The 1,260-nt window shown below is 41.9% G+C and carries 1 protein-coding gene; it reads left to right on the top strand.

Going from position 1 to position 1,260, the window contains the following annotated elements; translation table 11 throughout:
• Window positions 1-74: 74 nt before the first annotated feature.
• A protein-coding gene (locus L5M28_RS23890) for an IS3-like element ISSba5 family transposase (RefSeq protein ID WP_263204537.1) occupies window positions 75-1,252 on the top strand; the annotation gives its coding sequence in 2 pieces (ribosomal slippage) (window positions 75-333 and window positions 333-1,252; 1,179 coding nt in all).
• The last annotated feature ends 8 nt before the right edge of the window (window positions 1,253-1,260 follow it).

Here is a 1,260-nt window from a genome sequence, read left to right as displayed (position 1 = left end):
TGTAGTGGCACACTAATTTTGGCCACCTAAATAGAGGTGATATTATTACCTCGTAGATGACTTTAGGTGAACACATGAGATCGACAACCAGAAAAACATTTAGTGCTGAATTCAAACTTGAAGCAGCCCAATTAGTCCTCGATAAAAACCATAGCATCATCGAAGCTGCAAAGGCGATGAACGTAGGTAAGTCCACTATGGATAAATGGGTGAGACAGTTAAAACTAGAACGCCAKGGTGGCACACCAAAAGCATCTCCGATTACCCCTGAACAAATTGAAATCCGTGAGCTGAAGAAGCAAATAGCTCGTCTTGAGGAGCACAATCTTATCCTAAAAAAGGCTACCGCTCTCTTGATGTCAGACTCGATGAACAATTTACGCTAATCAGCGCACTCAAGCAGAGCCACTCTATTCTCACAATTTGTAATGCATTCAAAGTRCATCGAAGTAGCTATAAGTATTGGCTAAAAAGAAAAGAACATATTGATGCAGACTTTACTATTTTATGCAGTGAAGTGAAGGCCGCACATCRTATTAGTCATGGCTCTGCCGGTGCTCGAACGATAGCGCAATTAGTGACTAACAAAGGGATTGGTCTCAGTCGTTATCGAGCCCGTAATCTAATGAAAAAACTTGGGTTATTAAGCTGTCAGCAGCCTAAGCATTCTTATCGGAAAGCGACACAAGAGCATGTTGCAATCCCCAATACGCTTAATCGACAGTTTGCAGTAACTCAACCAGATCAAGTGTGGTGTGGCGACGTGACGTATGTTTGGGTCGGTAATCGTTGGGCCTATCTAGCTGTTGTTTTGGACTTATTTTCCCGCAAACCTGTTGGATGGGCTTTGTCATTATCACCAGATAGTGAGCTGACCTGTAAAGCTTTGAAAATGGCATTTGAGTTAAGAGGTAAGCCTGAGAATGTGATATATCACAGCGATCAAGGTTCACATTACACGAGCTTGAAATTCAGACAATTAATATGGCGTCTTCAGATTGAGCAAAGTATGAGTCGTCGCGGGAATTGTTGGGATAACGCACCAATGGAGCGTTTCTTTAGAAGTTTGAAATCTGAGTGGATACCCGCAAGTGGTTATGGGAATTTTACAGAAGCAGATAAAGAGATCACAAATTACATCACTGGATATTACAGCGAGACTAGGCCCCATCAATATAATGGTGGGTTAACGCCAAATGAGTCAGAACGTTTATATTGGAATGACTCTAAAACCGTGGCCAATTTTACTTGACCACTACA

The sequence above is a fragment of the Shewanella sp. SW32 genome, assembly GCF_025653365.1.
In the GTDB taxonomy this organism is placed as follows: Bacteria; Pseudomonadota; Gammaproteobacteria; order Enterobacterales; family Shewanellaceae; genus Shewanella; species Shewanella oncorhynchi.
This window is presented reverse-complemented; position numbering and strand designations above follow the sequence as displayed.